This is a genomic window from Candidatus Viridilinea mediisalina (assembly GCF_002532535.1).
GTDB lineage: Bacteria > Chloroflexota > Chloroflexia > Chloroflexales > Chloroflexaceae > Viridilinea > Viridilinea mediisalina.
On record NZ_NQWI01000063.1, the window covers coordinates 1 to 15,250 of the forward strand.

The following is a 15,250-nucleotide window of genomic DNA, read 5'->3' on the forward strand; positions in this document are numbered from 1 at the left end:
TTCCTCCGTTCCTCTGTTCTTCTGTTCCTCCGTTCCTCTGTTCTTCTGTTCCTCCGTTCCTCTGTTCTTCTGTTCCTTGGTTCTTCTCTCCCTCCGCTCCTCCCTCCTCCCGCCCCAATAATTGATTGAGCAAGGTATCGCCCGTGCCCCGTTCAGATTGAGGCTGTGCTGAAACAGGATGGGGGTTTGTCCATGGCACTGGCGGGATGTAGGGAACGGCTAGAGGCTTTGGTGCTGCGGCGGCAGCCGCTGGGGTGAGCCCTTGTACCGCTTGGTGGTAGAAGCGTGCCAACGGGCGTTCGAGCGGCTCGAGTTGCACAATCAGGATATTCGCCTCCAAGAGGGTACGCATGACGGTTGCCTGCAACTCAGGACTGTTTGCACCAATCAGGATACTCTCGCTGTCATAGGTAATCTGTGGCCCGAGTGCGGTAAGCTGCTTCTGAAGCTGCTCAGGCATCGTCGTCGTCTGAATCGAGAGACTCGTAGCCACGCCGCGCAACGTCTGCACTTCAGCCTCAGCGGTGATGCGTCCACCAACCAGTACACCGACGCGGTCGCAGATATATTCTACTTCGTACAAATGGTGGGTGCAGAGCAGAATGGTGTGGCCACGCTTACGCACCTGCTTGAGCAGATCGAGCAGCGCACGGCGACCACTCGGATCGAGGCCACTCGTCGGCTCATCAATCAACAAGAGGTCTGGATCGCCTAAGAGTGCCTGGGCGACCCCAAAGCGCTGCAACATCCCCTTGGAGAAGGTTCCCAAGCGCCGATTGGCCACATCAGCCAGGCCCGCTGTGAGCAACTCGTGGTCAACCCGATCATGCAACTCGCCTCCGTGCAGGCCACTAAAAGCCCCCAAGAAGCGCAAATATTCGCGGGCGGTATAGTGGGTGTGGTAGCGTTGACGTTCGGGAATATAACCCACCGACTGGCGCACCTGCTCCAGATTGCTGCTACCCAACAGCCGAATCGTACCCCGCTTGGGCCGCAAAAACCCGAGCATCAGGTGCAGCAGGGTGGACTTGCCCGCACCATTTGGCCCAAGCAGACCATAGCTTGCGCCAGCAGCCACATGCAGATTGACCCCTTGAAGCACAGGATCATCACCATAGCTTTGGTGTAGATCGTTGATCTCGATCATTATATCATTTCAGATTGCAGATTGTAGATTGTAGATTGCAGATTGTAGATTGCAGATTGTAGATTGTAGATTGTAGATTGTAGATTGCCGAACATGGGTATTCCAATCAGTGTTAGCGTTATTGCTGATATGCAACATTCAGCAGTAGAAGGGCAAGATTGGCCCCCAGGCTGAGGGGCAGTGGCACCAGCAGGCCGAAGCGCAGGGCGCTGGGTAAGTTCATGCGTGGGCTACGACCGGCGAATTCACGCAGCAGCAGCGCAGTCAGGATGAGACCAACCAGCAGTAGGGCCAAGCCAACCAGTGGTGGTAGGGCTCCCAGCGGCAAGGTTGCTACCAGCAGGGCCATCAAGAGCGTCCCGGCGCGCACATCGCGCCCCCAGGCATCAAGCTGTTGCGTCGCATCACTCAGGCCAGCAGCACTGCCTGCGGGGGTAACCGACTCTTCGTGGCTAAACGGCCCCCAGCCAATGGCCAGCGGAAAAGCGGCCAGGGCAGCCACGAGGCTCAACAGGTGGGCAACCAGTGCGCTACCCGCCCATTGGTTATGCAAGACCAAAGCGGGCACGAGGGCCGCCCAGAGCAGGGCGCGGGCGAGGGTGCCCAATTGGGCTTCGCGCAATGCCGCCCGCGCCACCACTGGCGTCCCTGCCAGCATAGCGGGCAGCAAGGGCAGCAGAAAGGCCAATTCAAAGGCGGCCCAAGCCCAAAGCCAGGCCAAACTGGCCTCGGTCGGGTGGAAAGGCCACGGCAAGAGTGCCAACGCAACACCCGCGAACCCCACCCCCAATGTGCTTGCCAAGCCCTCGCGTGAGCGCAATGTTCCTGTTGGCGGCAACAACCCCACATGGCGCCGCAACAAGAAACGATAGAGCGCCCCAATCATCAAGGCGGTAAACAGCCCTGGATAGACCAACGCTGCAAATAACGTAAAGAGAAGATCATTCATTGTTATGACGTGGTGATACCAATTACCCTTGAACATGCCGCTGAATCAAGGACGCGAGAGCCCATTGGAACGCCATGTTCGGCAATCGGCAATCGGCAATCTACAATCTGCAATCGAAAATGGAATTACAACACCCGAATAAACGCCAGATTTTGGATCGCCTGATCAATCGTCGCCAAAATCGGCTGCGGATAGAGCCCAATGCCCAAGCAGAGTACCAGCAGCATGATTGTCAACACCGCTGTGCTACGCGGTTCCGGGGCAAGCTTACGTGCCGCAGGACGATCCAACTCGGTCTCACCGAGCATAAGCGGCTCGGCCACCTCAAGCTCTTCACTTGGCCCTAGCAGCCGTTCGCTGGCCATACGGGCCAGCCCTAAGCCAGCCAGCACCGTACCAAGCACCAGGATCAGCAACTCAAGCCAGCCATGATCAGCGGCAGCCTGGTAGATCAGCATATGGCTCAAAGCCCCATTGAGCGGTGGTAAGCCCAGCAGCGCAAGGCTACTAACCAGCAACCCCGCGCCAGCCACCGGCCAGCGGCGCAGCAGGTCGCGCCGCACCACCCCCGGCGAACGACCGTCGGGGCGCTCAAGCAGGGCCAAACTAATGAAGAGCAGCATCACCGCTAAGGTCTGGTTCAAAGCCCCAAAGATTGCCCCGCTCAAGCCAACCGGCGAGAGTGACATGAGACCATAAAAGACCATGCCACAATTGTAGAGTACCAGGTAGGCCACGGTGCGCCGCAGGCTTGCGGGGGCAATCGCCAACATCCCACTCACCAGGACGCTCACTAGGGCACCTACTCGCATCAGCCAAAGCACCTCAACGCTCTCGAAGAGCAGGGTGGGAAAACTCTGAAAGACCAGAATCAAGACAACTAGGCTCGTCGTATTCAACAACGTAATGATCAACGCCGCCACAAGCGGCTCGGCATAATCCACCAGGTCAGTCAGCCACGTATGGAAGGGCACAATCGCCAAACGTAGCCCAAAGCTGACCGTGAGCAGCGCCAAAATAAAGCGCGCCGGTGAAACAACATCAAATATTTCACCCGGACGAAAAATATCACTCAATACAAAAGCAATATACATCAACATTGCTGCCACAACCATCAAAATAAGATATTTCAGCGCAGCAGCAATTGCCCGCGCACTCACCAGATTACTCGCCCCTACCGGCAAATCCACAATCGCCAGAACTGCGGTCAAACTGGTGAGCGCCAGCAGCAACGTGGTAATAAAAGGGTCTTGCAGCAACAAAACGGCACATGTTTGGCCCAAGGTGAGCAGCGCAATCGGCACAAAGTTCTCACCGTGGGGTATATTCCAAGCAGCCACAAAGGCAAAAGCCCCAAGGGCCAAAAAGATCAGCAAAAAGACCTGATTCAGCGTCGAAAGCATCAACGTGACCCCCAACAGGCGCGTGGGGTCATCAAGCGGGATCTGGATGGCAATCAGCAACTGGGTAACCATCGTTCCCAATGCGCCAGCAAGCACAAGGTTCGTATAGCGTCGCAGCACAAAAGTACTGGCAGCCATCGTGATTGGAAAGAAGATCAACAAGAGGTAAAGCATATAAATGAAACCTTAGCGCCGATACAACTCACCCAACTCAAGCGTCTTCAAACGCCCATAGAGCAGACCACTCAGATAGGCAATAGCCAGCGCCAAGAAGATATTAAACACACTCAGCATCCCAAGCGGCATCACATTGAGGCCACTTGCAGTGGGCATGCTCACCACAGCAGTATAAATGAGATTAATCGCACTCGCGCAGAGCAACAAGCCCAACCCCACCTTGAGCAGATCACTCGCCGTCGCAATCGTCAGCAATCCGGTCAGGCCAAGCCAATACCAAGCAAAATCACTGGCCACTGAAGGGGCAATTGGATAGAGTTGCGGTAGCGTCAAGCTAGCCATGAGCGCCAGCACACCCGACCAAAAGGGCAACACATAGTCACCCCACTGGAACGGCTGGGTCGCCTGCTGGCGCTGTGCTGCTCGTGCAGCCCGGCGCAACTCAGACAGACCAAATTCATCCAGGCTCTCAAGGCCATACTCACGCGAAAAGGTCAAAGCCGTAATCGCCAAAATCAGGGTCACCGCAAAGCCAGTGATCACCTGCATAACCACGAGGGTACTCAACGCCAAGCCAAAGAGATCCAGGTCAGGCGTAATAAACTGCTGTTCAGCCAAAAACAGAGCAATGGACATATAGTTTACCAGCAGCGCCAACACCGTCACACGCCAATCGCGGAAGAGCAGAATCACCGCTGCGGTAATACCAATTCCAAGCAAGAACCAATTCATTTCCATAAGGAATCCTTGATGCGCTGCATATTCGTTGCGCCTCGTGCTAGGGGTTCGGGTGCGGCGAAGCCGCCCCAAAGAACCTGTTTCTTTCGTGTGGGCGGCTGCGCCGCCCACACGGAAGAAAAATAAAGCGGTTTGGGGCGCAGCCCCAACCTACTGAGCCATCAGCAACATAATCGTAATCAACGCACCGAGTACTCCCAGCAGATAGTAACGCTGCTCAAAGAGCCCCATCACAAAGCGGAGCAACTCACTGGCGCGGGTGATGCCCTCCCAGAGGCGGCGCAGCAGAGGCTCAAGGTCGCCAAGGCGGGCCAATGGGTACAGCGCGGTGCCCAGGGCAGCCGGACTCAAGGCGACCGCCTGTTCATCGGGGTCGAGGTTGAGCTTGCGCTCAGGTTGGGCGCGGAGCAGGGCAAAACTTATGCTGAAGAGCGTAGCACTCGCGAGTAGCACGTTAGCATAGAGGCCAGCGTCAAGTGGCAGGTCTGAGGGAGCAGCGCTGCCATACTGAAGCCAATAGTCCCACGCGAGACTCGGCCTCATGCCGAGTACCACGAGTGGTACGGCCACCAACAGTGCGGCACCCGCTTCGGCCCAACTTGGGCCACTTTCATGCGGTTGGTTCGTCGCCCACAAACGTCCGAGTGGGGCCAAGAGGGCCAAACTTGTCAGCACAAGGCCCGCCAGCATGGGCGCCAGGATCCAAGGCTGCTCAAGGCTGCCACTCTGCACAAGCCAGAGGCGCGGCCAGAAGCCCCAGAAGGGCGGAAGGCCAAGGAGGGCCAAGGCCCCCAAAGCCCAGAGCGCCCCAGTGAAGGGATGGCCCCCGCCAGTGCCGGTTGTATAACTATCACTGCCTGTCGTCTGCTCAAAGCGTGCCACCGCAACCGCAGCAACGATCACGGCAAGCAGCATGCTGAGTAGCAGCCCCGGCCCGGCCAGCAGGGCTTCAGTGCCACTGAGCCCAAGCGTAGCCACCACTGCCGCAACATGGCCGGCACTCACCCAACTCAGCAGCACGCGCAACTGATGCGTCGCAAGGGCGGCAGCGCCACAAGCCAAAACGCCAAGGCTACCAATCAGCCCCAGGGCTGTTGCCCAAGTGGCGGGCAGTTCGGGCAGGAGTGCGACACTGCGGAGCAGCCAAGCCAGGGCTGCGGTTGGGGCGGCCACACCATAGATCAGCGCCCCCAGTGCTGCCGGTGCTTGGGCCACCTCGCTCCGCACAATCGCCAGAGGCGGCCCGCCAGCCAAGAGCAACGCCGCCCCAAAGCCAAGCAAGGTAAAGAGACCCAGTGGTAACGTATCCGCCTCCACCAGCGTGCTACTGGCCAACAGTCCACCGGCAAGCAACGCACTCGCCAGCAGACCAGCGGCCAAGCCGAGTGGTGGCGTCTCTTGCGTTTTGGTGGCCCCACTAGCGCGCAACGCCCCATAGCCAGCCAAGGCAAGCAGCGCCCATGCCAGAGGTTGGGCCAACGAGAGCGGTGGGGCTCCCAGGCTCAACAACGCAGCCGCCAACGTCAGCAAGGCCCACGCAAAGAGCGAGCCAAAGCCACGCACAGCCGGGGCCAGCGCTCCGGCTAAGGCCAGCAGGGCGGCACCACCTGCGCCCAACAAGCCCAATGCAATCATGCGCTCACCCTCGGCCAACTGGGGCGTCAGATGCAAGCTGAGTTGGTACAACTCTAGGATCGTGCGTTCAGGCGCAGATTCACCAACCATGCCGCTCAGACCCGCCGCCACCAGGGTGGCCAGCGCCGCGCCCAAACCAAGCATGCGCGTCGCCACAAATTGGCCCAGCGCAAAACAGAGCGCAGCAGCAGCAAGTAATACGATTAGCGCGGGATATAGCATATGGTTGTATAGTTTGTTGCTTTATTTAGAGGCTGTCTGAAAAGTCTATGGGTTGGCGTTGGAGTGCCGGCTTTAGCCGGCTAAAGCCGGCACTCCAACGCATGCAACGACATGAAGCCCCTTTTCAGACAGATTCTTAGGATATGGTAATAAGCACATTCACTCATGCACCGCCCCCAAGCACGCATCACACGGATCGGTCGAGAGGAGAATCAGCGCCGCGTCGTCCACATAGCTCGTGGTAAGCAGTGTCCGCGCGAGCAGCCGGTCGAGTTGCGGGGCTAGTTGCACCGTCACCGCACTAATCCGCCCATCGCTGGCTTCCACCCGGTAGCGTAGCGGGCCGCGCGGCGCTTCGACCGCACTCATCCCGATGCCCCCTGGTAGCTTGGTTGGCAACGGGCAGGAGACCGCACCACTAGGCGGATCGTTTGCTGCCTCTTCGACCAACTTGAGGCTTTCGAGTGCTTCAAGCATCAACACGAGCATGCGCGCATAGACATCGCCACCCTCTTGGACAACAAGCTCAGGAGGTAAACGCTTATAGGCCGCATAGGATGCATCCAAGCGCAGATCAGCCCGTAGCCCAGCGGCCCGGCCCAATGGCCCGGCCAGCATAAATTGCTCGGCAGCACTGGTCGTGATGCCGCCCACTTCAACTGTACGCGCCAGTAAACCACGCCCACCAATCAGGCGATCAGTCAACTTAAAGAGCGCCGTCAAGGTTTGGCGTGCTAATGTTGCCGGAACATCAAGGGCAGTCAGAGCCACATCGTGGTTGATGCCCCCAGGCAGCAGCCATGCCCCTGCCGGTTTGCCCGCCAGATTGTGCAGCGCCTCACGCAACGTCTGGCTATGATGGGCAAAAATGCGACTCGGCTCTGGCATACCGAGCGCATCAAACAGCGCCCCCACCGTCGTCAGATGGGAAGCCGCACGCTCCAATTCAGCCACAAGCACCCGCAGAACCGCCGCACGCTCTGGAATCTCCACTCCAGCCAAGGACTCGACCGCCTGACAGAAGGCCAGGGCGTGGGCCACACCACAGCTAGGACAGAAGCCCGCCGCCGTCGCCACCAGTCGCTCGGCCCCCATACGCCCAACTTGGGCAAAGGGGCCAGGATCAGCCCTGTCGGGGCGATATTCCACATCAGCGATCTGCTCACCATCAACCCGCAGCACCATCCGCTGCGTGCGCGTGAGCGCGGGGGCCTTTGGCTTGAGGGCTAACATGTAGGTCACAGCCAAGCTCCCTTAATCTACCGCCCCATGGCGGCCTCGGAGGGCCATTATACCACTTTATGCCTATGATAAACGCTCCTGCGTTGAAGTGTTATAATTTCGTAAGGGTGTACGCGGGAACCTGGTTCCCGCATCCCATCACAGAACAAAGCAGAGTATGAAGGAGCGGATGCGATGCCCGAGCAGTTGACCAACGACGCGATCCAAGCGGCGCAGAGCTATATTCTGCCCACCTATGCCAAGCCCGAGCGCGTGATGGAGCGCGGCGAGGGGGTCTATCTCTTTGATACCGAGGGGCGTTGCTACCTCGATTATGCCAGTGGTATCGCAGTGAATGCTTTGGGCTATGGCGATCCTGAACTTACTCAGGTGATCGCGGAACAGGCGGCACAGCTCATTCATATCTCTAATTTATACCACAATGCCCATGCCAGTACGCTGGCACGCCGCTTGATCGAACATAGCCCTAGCTTCGCCAAGGTCTTCTTTGCCAATAGTGGTGCTGAGGTGGTTGAGGCGGCGCTCAAGTTTGCCCGCCGCTATGCCCGCGCCCACGCAGGTGAAGGCAAAACCACCTTCGTCGCCTTCGATGGCGCGTTCCACGGGCGCACCATGGGCGCGTTGGCCGTCACCGCCCGCGAAAAGTACCGTGAACCCTTTATGCCCGTTATGCCCGGTGTGCGCTTTGCCAATTTCAATGATGTGGCTTCGCTTGAGGCCACAATGGATGCTGATGTCTGTGCCGTGATCCTTGAACCCATCCAGGGTGAAGGGGGGCTGCGGGTGGCCGAACCGAGGTTCCTCGAAGCGGCCCGTAGCCTCTGCGACCAGCACGGTGCCCTCTTGATCTTCGATGAGATCCAGTGCGGCATGGGACGCACCGGGACGCTCTGGGCCCATGAAGCCACTGGGGTTCGTCCCGACATTATGACCGTCGCTAAACCATTGGCCGCTGGCTTGCCAATCGGGGCCGTGCTGATGAGCCAAGCGGTTGCTGATTGCATCCAGGTGGGCGATCACGGTACGACCTTTGGCGGCAATCCGTTGGTGACGGCGGTGGGCGCAACGGTGCTGCGCCGCATCAGTACACCCGCTTTCCTTGAACATGTACGCTCTGTCGCTGGGTATCTCGATGAAGCCTTGCGTGATCTGCAGGCCGCACACGCACCGCAGATCAAAGCGTTGCGTGGCCGTGGCCTCATGCGCGGCCTCCAGATTGACGGGTCGGCTGCTGCCTTGAGTAAGGCAGCCTTTGAACGCGGCCTGCTCGTCGCCACGTCGGGTGAAGATGTCGTGCGTCTGCTGCCCCCGCTCATCATTCAGCCACGCCATGTGGATGAATTGATCGATACGCTACGCGAAGTGTTGTAGGTTAATGCTGAGAGGCTGTCTGAAAAGTCTATGGGTTGGTGTTGGAGTGCCGGCTTCAGCCGGCTAAAGCCGGCACTCCAGCGTGTGCCTCCTGGCTTTTCAGGTAGCTTCTGAACCCTTCCCTTTTTGATGAAAGGACCTAAGCCATGGCGGTTGTCGCACTAATCGGTGCCCAGTGGGGCGATGAGGGTAAAGGCCATTTGGTTGATCTCTTAGCCAACCATGCACGCCTCGTGGTACGCTATGGCGGCGGGAATAACGCAGGCCATACGGTGGTAAACCACCTCGGTACCTTCAAGCTCCACCTGGTACCTTCCGGTATCTTCGATAACGCAACGGTCAATGTGATTGGCCCCGGGGTTGTGATCAACCCTGAAGTGCTTATTCAGGAGCTTAAAGAACTGCAAGAACGCGGGATTGACATTTCGAAACTCTTTGTGAGCGACCGCGCCCATGTGATTATGCCCTACCATGTGATGCTCGATCAGCTCCAAGAGGATGCGCGTGGCGAAGATAAGATCGGCACCACCGGGCGTGGGATTGGGCCAGCCTATGCCGACAAAATGAGCCGCTCTGGTATCCGTATGGGCGATCTGCTCCACGAAGAGACATTGCTCAATCGCTTGCGCGGTGTGCTTGAAGAGAAGAACCGTATTCTCACCCGCCTCTACAATGCCCGCCCGCTTTCGCTGCACGACACCTATCTGCGCTACCTCGATCTTGGTCACCAACTGGCCGAGCAGATTACCAATGTTCATCCGATCATCTATCGTGCGATTGATAAGGACATCCCGATCTTGCTTGAGGGTGCCCAAGGGGTACTGCTTGATGTAGACCACGGCACCTACCCCTATGTTACCTCCTCGCCCCCTGGGGCAGCCGGTGCCTGTCAGGGTTCGGGCATCGCGCCCACCATGCTCAATTCGGTCATCGGGGTCTTCAAAGCCTACACTACCCGCGTGGGCGAAGGCCCCTTCCCCACCGAACTGCCCGAAGGCGCTGAGGCCGATATTCTGCGCCAGATTGGCACCGCATGGGCCGAAGTTGGCACCACCACCGGACGACTCCGGCGTGTTGGTTGGTTCGATGCCGTCATGGCTCGCTACGCCGTCCAGATCAATGGGATTGACACACTGGCGATTACGAAGCTTGATGTACTCGACACCATGCCCAAGATCAAGATCTGCGTTGGCTACCGCCTACACGATGCGGAACTGGAACATCCCCCCGCCACTATCGCTGTCCTCGATCAAGTGGAACCCATCTACGAAGAACTGCCGGGCTGGATGAGTCCGACCAGCAGTGCCCGTCGCTTCCAAGACCTGCCCGAACGCGCCCAAACCTATGTTGCCCGTCTCTGCCAACTCGTTGGCGCTCGCCTCGGCATCGTCTCGATTGGCCCTGAGCGTGAGCAGACTATTTTGGTAAGTGAGATCTTTTGAACGAGCCGGTAGCGCCGCCCCGCCGGGGCGGCGCTACTCAACTCAACCCTATATCCTGTATCCTATATCCTATATCCTGTATCCTGTATCCTGTATCCTGTATCCTGTATCCTGTATCCTATATCCTATATCCTGTATCCTGTATCCTGTATCCTGTATCCTGTATCCTGTATCCTATATCCTGTATCCTATTTCCTGTTTCCTGTTTCCTCATTCCACCAACGCCTTGCGGGCCGCTTGGGCCACCAACTCGCTGAGGATCGGATGCGGCCCATAGCCATCGGCGAGATCCTCAAGGCGCAAATGCATCCGCATCGCTAACGCCAAGGGCGCGAGCAGGGTCGCCGCATGAGGGGCTACTGCTAAAGCCCCAACCACACGGCCCGTCTGATCCCATGCGAGGTTGAGAAAGCCTTCGAGGGTGTTGTCCACATACGCCGCAAGACTTTCAGTGAGCGAGACGGTCACACTGTTGCGTGAACCCTCAGTAGGAATATGGCCCAAACGGGCTACTTGGGGATTCCTCATGAAGGTCACCACAATGTCGGTTGTCTCGGCAGGGCCACTAGAGCGCCCCAGCGCATGGAGTGCCGCCGCCCGCCCTTGAGCCATAGCGACACTCGTGGTACGCGGGTTGAGCGCATCGCCCACCAAGTAGACCCCCCGCTGCTTGGTTTGGCCATAAATATCGGTGGCGACTTGGTCGCTACTCAGGCCAAACGAGGTTGGATCGGTGCGTCGTGCCCGTGCCAGCAGCGCGACTGCTGCGCCATAGCGCGCCCCCTCGGCGGTTACGACATGCACCGCTTCGCCATCGGCATTGAGGCGTCGCACGCTGGCGCGAGGCACCACGCGCACCCCTTGGCGTTCCAACATGCGCGTCAGGTAGCCATCCACCGGCGGGGCCACAAAGCTGCGCGGGGCATCTTCGGGCACCAACCAGGTTACTTCGCTACCCAAGAGGCTAAGGATATGGCACAACTCAAAGCCTATCGAACCATCGCCAACCACAAGCACATCGGCGGGGATGCTGCTCAATGCACCCAATTGAGCATCATTCAACACCTGTACCCCATCGGCACTCAGCCCATCGGGGTAGAGTTCTTGGGCACCACCGGCAATAATCACCGCATCAGCCTCAATGCGCTCTTCAGGCGCACCATCAAGTGGCTCAATGCAGACAGTCGTCCCCACCACCCGCGCCCGGCCACTACGGGTATGCACATCAAGCGCCACCAACTCAGCAGCCGTGCGTTCCTGCCACGTCGTACAGGCATGCTCTACCCGCGCCTTAATCACTTCCAGATCGCGTTCACCACCTGCCACTGCGGTTAACCAGATCCGCCCCGGTAACGGACGCCACATTCCCGGCGGACTATTACTTACCAGCGTTACCGAGGCATAGGGCGCTGCCGCCCGGGCTGCCTCAAGGCCCGCTGGGCCACCACCAATGATTACGATAGTACGCATAGCCTAACCCTGTTGCAGTGCGCTCGTTTGCGCTTACACGCTGCTCTGTTACGAGCATGTTATCGTGTTGTTGCGGATAGATTTCCTCTTATTATACCAATGGTATTAAGGGGTTGGAGTTGGTGAGGCTTGCTCAGGGGTTGGAGTCCAACTTGGGATTGATGGGTCATACTCATATGGCTCAGGCGTTGGGGTTGCCAATGGTGCTGTCCAACTTGGCATGTGCTGATAGGTTAGGGCAACGGCAGTCAGGGTTGGCCCTGCAGTTGCAAACCTGCTTGGTGCTTCGCTTTGGTACGAGGTTGCAAGACTCGCGTGGGTAGCTTCGACATGTTGGGCCATCGTCGTCGCAAATTCTTGACCAGTCGCCGCAAGGGCAGTGATGGTTAGAGCTTGTTCTTCGGCTGCTTGGTTGGCGAATGGGCCAAGTTGGCCTTGGGCGAGTTGCTGACGTGTGGCGATAAGCCAAAATTGCGCCTGGCCCTGGGCCCATTCATGATAGTCATTGATCTGCTCAAGCGCACTGCCCTGCGCCCAGCCCTCCATATCGTGGATCCGTTCGTGCTCTTGATCGGCAAGCCCATAGATCGTGAGTTGCTGTGGCGTTACTTCGATCCAGGCTGCATGATGCGTAATCAGCACAAGATCGAGCAGTGCCAGAGTACGACTCGCCCAATAGCGAGCAAGCGGATCGCTTGAGGTGCGTAGGGGCAGCAGCGCTGCTTGCAGGCTCTGCACGTTGGCATCGGCTGTATACCATGCTGGGTCTCGTAGTGCTTGCATGGAGAGGGCTCTTGCTCCATGTGGGCGCATGAATGTGCGCTCATGGGGACTCGTTTCAAGCATTGAGAGCAGCGTTGTTGCTGAAAAGCCGGAGAGCGCATTGCTCAGCGCTGCACTCAGGGTTTCCTCATCCACCTGAAGATTGAATGCATCCGTATTGGTGAGCATGGGCGTAAGAGTGTCTACGACCCGACTGGCAACCGCTTCTGAGCCATTGGCCGCCGCTTGGCCCAGCGCATGAATTAAAAGAACATGCATGGAAAAATTTGGATTGAGATCCTGTTTTTGATCAATAAGTAGGGGCAGAAGCGCATCTACCACCGCAGCCGCCGCTTCTGAACTGTTGGGCGTCACATGACTCAGCACAAGAACCGCAAGCCACTGCATATCGCTGCTCGCTTCTGTCAGCAGCGGCGTCAAGGCACTCACAACCGTATCTGGAGCCTTCAATCCTGCTCCAATCAGCGCCACATAGATAACCCACTGCATGTCATGGTGCGTATTGTCCAAGAGAAGTAGGGGCACAAGGGCATCTACCACCATGGAGACATCCGCTTCAGACCCATTGGCTACCGCAGAACTCAACACCTGGATTGTACGCAAGCGCACGTCTGCATCTGGATCAGCCAGAAGGGCGCTAAGGGCGTGTATGATCGCATTGGCTGTTGCTTCTGAACGGTTCACCGCCACAAGCCGAATTTGCTCCATCATAAGCAATTGTGTATTGCTCCGTGTAAGAGCAAGCGCAGGCGTGAAGACCTCCGATTCACTGATCATCGCCTGGCCCAATACCTCAATGGCTACCAGACGCACACTTGGATCTGCATCGGTCAGCAGGGGCGTGAGCGCACCTATCACTGTTGTGACAGTTGCCTCCGACCCATTGGCCACTGCTTGGCCCAACGCATCAATGGCTGCCGCACGCACACTTGGATCTGCATTGGTTAGCAGGGGCAGCAAACCTTCCACTGCTGCGTCAATCGCCGCATCTGTCGCGTTGGTTGTTGCGTAACCTAATGCCTTTGTTAGCCCCAACTGCATGCTCCTTGGCTCTGCATCGCTCAGCAGCGGCGTAAGTGTGCCGAGTACCAAATTGGCTGTCGCCTCCGAGCCGTTCGCCGCCGCGTGGCCCAAAAGTTCGGCTGCTGCCGAGCGCACGCTTGGCTCTGCATCGCTCAGCAGCGGCGTGAACGTGTCTAACACCAGCGTGATCGTCGCCTCCGAGCCGTTCGCTGCCGCGTAGCCCAGCGCATCGGCTGCTGCCAAGCGCATGCTTGGCTCTGCATCGCTCAACAGCGGTGTAAGCGCACCAAGCACCAGCGCAATGGTCGCCTCTGACCCATTGGCTGCTGCTTGGCCCAGTCCATTGGCTGCTGCCAAACGTACGGTCGAATTTGCATCGGTGAGGAGAGGCATCAGCATGTGTACTGCGGTCTCTGGTGATTCTGCCGCTGCATGAGCCAGGATAACGCTTGCAGCCGACGAGACATAGGGACTCGGATCGGACAAGAGGGTGATCAGAGTATGCATCGCTGTGCCTGGTGCCCTCGTCACACCCTGATGCAATGCCTCATGAAGATCTATATCCAACATTGATTCTGGATCATTGAAAATAGGCATCAGGTGAGTAAACATCATATCAGTGTCGTGCGATGTCGCCTGAATAAGCGCACGGATCGCCCTTGTTCGCACATACCAATCCGCATCATGGAGCAAGGGAAGCAGCGCGGTGATCACAGCATCAGCCGCCACTCCCGACCCATTGGCTGCTGCTTGGCCCAGTGCCCTAGCCGTAGTCCATCGTACATTGCTCTGCTCATCGGCCAACAAAGGTATAAGGGCAACAATAAGATCGGGTTGCGTCTGTTCTGGATAGATTCTCAGCATGCCCTGCGCTGTAGCGATGGCCCATAGCCGCTGGGTTGGATCAGCCAATGCTGCAATCAGTTCATGACGGGCCTGATCGTGCTGACCAAGGTTCCAGTACCAGTCAATACGACTACGCGGTTGCATGCGCTCAACCAATTGTTCACCCCAGAGCGCATAACCTCCGGGAGACTGCTGCCACCACATGCCGCCCAGCTTTAGCTCAACAAGCTCACGCTGGCCCTGTACCTCAAGCTGATCAAGCCGTACCCCCGTATTGATTACGGTCGTACCCAGACCCGGTGCCCACGCCAACCATGCCGGGCCACGGCGCAGCACAACGACCTCAGTATTCAAACTGGTGTCAGTCTGCCGATCAAAGTGGTAACTTCCCCATCCAAATCCATACAACAGCACAACACCAAGGATCAGCATAACGGGCAACGCGAGCCATTTGACGATCCCCCGTTGCCCGCGTCCTCGTTGAAGCGCCCGGCGCTTCAATCCAGCGCCTTCTGATTCATAGCTTTGCATAGCTCATTCACCACCTTTCCAAGGTTCATGGGCGGACAGAAAATATGTACGTTGCCGCAAAAGAACGCAAAGAAACGCGAAAAAACAGCGTTGCCTTCGCCCCGCTCCCACAACGTGGGAGCGGCGATGCCCGGTTGGTGAGCCTGTCGAACCAGAGCTTGTCGGAGGGGGCTGTCTGAAAAGTCGGTCGCTACGCGGCGGAGTGCCGGCTTTAGCCGGCTAAAGCCGGCACTCCACCGCGTGCCACGTAGCATGGAATGGCACTAACACC

The 15,250-nt window shown here is 58.0% G+C and carries 10 protein-coding genes; 2 read left to right on the plus strand and 8 right to left on the minus strand.

All coding sequences use genetic code 11. The features are described 5' to 3' along the window. The 6 genes from CJ255_RS13460 to CJ255_RS13485 all read right to left on the minus strand — a co-directional run. On the minus strand, positions 1–1,147 hold a 1,147-nt coding region (locus tag CJ255_RS13460; RefSeq protein ID WP_133117008.1), incomplete at its 3' end, for an ABC transporter ATP-binding protein. Between the two features lie 118 nt (positions 1,148–1,265). Beyond that, on the minus strand, positions 1,266–2,096 hold the full coding sequence (locus tag CJ255_RS13465) for a hypothetical protein (RefSeq protein WP_097644624.1): 831 nt from the start codon (positions 2,094–2,096) through the stop codon (positions 1,266–1,268). Between the two features lie 125 nt (positions 2,097–2,221). Then, positions 2,222–3,673, minus strand: coding sequence for a proton-conducting transporter transmembrane domain-containing protein (locus CJ255_RS13470; protein ID WP_097644625.1), 1,452 nt, complete (start codon positions 3,671–3,673; stop codon positions 2,222–2,224). Positions 3,674–3,685: 12 nt separating this feature from the next. Next, positions 3,686–4,414, minus strand: coding sequence for a hypothetical protein (locus tag CJ255_RS13475; RefSeq protein WP_097644626.1), 729 nt, complete (start codon positions 4,412–4,414; stop codon positions 3,686–3,688). A 150-nt stretch (positions 4,415–4,564) separates the two neighbouring features. Beyond that, positions 4,565–6,271: a proton-conducting transporter transmembrane domain-containing protein gene (locus tag CJ255_RS13480; RefSeq protein WP_097644627.1), complete on the minus strand. Its 1,707-nt coding sequence runs from the start codon at positions 6,269–6,271 to the stop codon at positions 4,565–4,567. A gap of 159 nt (positions 6,272–6,430) precedes the next feature. Continuing rightward, complete coding sequence (locus CJ255_RS13485) at positions 6,431–7,504, minus strand: NADH-quinone oxidoreductase subunit D-related protein (RefSeq protein WP_097644628.1); 1,074 nt, start codon at positions 7,502–7,504, stop codon at positions 6,431–6,433. Between the two features lie 183 nt (positions 7,505–7,687). Between CJ255_RS13485 and CJ255_RS13490 the strand changes: the two genes are divergently transcribed. Continuing rightward, positions 7,688–8,884 carry an aspartate aminotransferase family protein gene (locus tag CJ255_RS13490; RefSeq protein WP_097644629.1) on the plus strand — a complete coding sequence of 399 codons (1,197 nt, stop codon included), beginning with the start codon at positions 7,688–7,690 and terminating at the stop codon, positions 8,882–8,884. Positions 8,885–9,030: 146 nt separating this feature from the next. Beyond that, positions 9,031–10,326, plus strand: a complete 1,296-nt coding sequence (locus CJ255_RS13495; protein ID WP_097644630.1) for an adenylosuccinate synthase — start codon at positions 9,031–9,033, stop codon at positions 10,324–10,326. Positions 10,327–10,536: 210 nt separating this feature from the next. Here the strand turns inward: CJ255_RS13495 and CJ255_RS13500 are convergent, their stop codons facing one another. Together CJ255_RS13500 and CJ255_RS13505 are read right to left on the minus strand one after the other, a co-directional pair. After that, positions 10,537–11,796 carry an FAD-dependent oxidoreductase gene (locus CJ255_RS13500; RefSeq protein ID WP_097644631.1) on the minus strand — a complete coding sequence of 420 codons (1,260 nt, stop codon included), beginning with the start codon at positions 11,794–11,796 and terminating at the stop codon, positions 10,537–10,539. A 105-nt stretch (positions 11,797–11,901) separates the two neighbouring features. Beyond that, positions 11,902–14,979, minus strand: coding sequence for a HEAT repeat domain-containing protein (locus CJ255_RS13505; RefSeq protein WP_097644632.1), 3,078 nt, complete (start codon positions 14,977–14,979; stop codon positions 11,902–11,904). Between the last annotated feature and the right edge of the window lie 271 nt (positions 14,980–15,250).

Coding starts and splice junctions, on each gene's coding strand:
- CJ255_RS13465 (WP_097644624.1), bottom strand. CDS start 2,096: ATGAATGATCTTCTCTTTACGTTATTTGCAGCGTTGGTCTATCCAGGG.
- CJ255_RS13470 (WP_097644625.1), bottom strand. CDS start 3,673: ATGCTTTACCTCTTGTTGATCTTCTTTCCAATCACGATGGCTGCCAGT.
- CJ255_RS13475 (WP_097644626.1), bottom strand. CDS start 4,414: ATGGAAATGAATTGGTTCTTGCTTGGAATTGGTATTACCGCAGCGGTG.
- CJ255_RS13480 (WP_097644627.1), bottom strand. CDS start 6,271: ATGCTATATCCCGCGCTAATCGTATTACTTGCTGCTGCTGCGCTCTGT.
- CJ255_RS13485 (WP_097644628.1), bottom strand. CDS start 7,504: ATGTTAGCCCTCAAGCCAAAGGCCCCCGCGCTCACGCGCACGCAGCGG.
- CJ255_RS13490 (WP_097644629.1), top strand. CDS start 7,688: ATGCCCGAGCAGTTGACCAACGACGCGATCCAAGCGGCGCAGAGCTAT.
- CJ255_RS13495 (WP_097644630.1), top strand. CDS start 9,031: ATGGCGGTTGTCGCACTAATCGGTGCCCAGTGGGGCGATGAGGGTAAA.
- CJ255_RS13500 (WP_097644631.1), bottom strand. CDS start 11,796: ATGCGTACTATCGTAATCATTGGTGGTGGCCCAGCGGGCCTTGAGGCA.
- CJ255_RS13505 (WP_097644632.1), bottom strand. CDS start 14,979: ATGCAAAGCTATGAATCAGAAGGCGCTGGATTGAAGCGCCGGGCGCTT.